Origin of the sequence: Mesorhizobium sp. M8A.F.Ca.ET.208.01.1.1 (genome assembly GCF_004791315.1) — a bacterium.
Lineage (GTDB): Bacteria > Pseudomonadota > Alphaproteobacteria > Rhizobiales > Rhizobiaceae > Mesorhizobium.
On record NZ_SRUT01000426.1, the window covers coordinates 1 to 281 of the forward strand.

Sequence of the window (281 nt, forward strand, 5' to 3'; positions counted from 1 at the left end):
CTCGCGCCGCACCGAGCGCTGGCACAGCATCTCCAGCGCCATTTCGGCCTGGCCGATGGCGCGCATGCAGTGATGGATGCGGCGCGAGGCCTTCGGCCAGTCGCTGGCCAAGCTCGGCGCCAATTTCGACATCATCGCCGAATGCCGCATGGAGATCGAGATGGCGCGGCTCTTGTGCCTCAAGGCGGCTTGGATGATCGACCAGGGCGATGCCCGCGCCGCCGCGCCCTGGATCAGCCAGATCAAGGTCGTGGCGCCCCGCGTCGCGCTCAAGGTCACGG

General features: G+C 68.3%; 1 pseudogene. It reads left to right on the forward strand.

The window, feature by feature from the left end:
* Window positions 1-76 precede the first annotated feature (76 nt).
* Window positions 77-281, forward strand: a pseudogene (locus EN851_RS35955) (acyl-CoA dehydrogenase family protein); the annotation flags it as partial.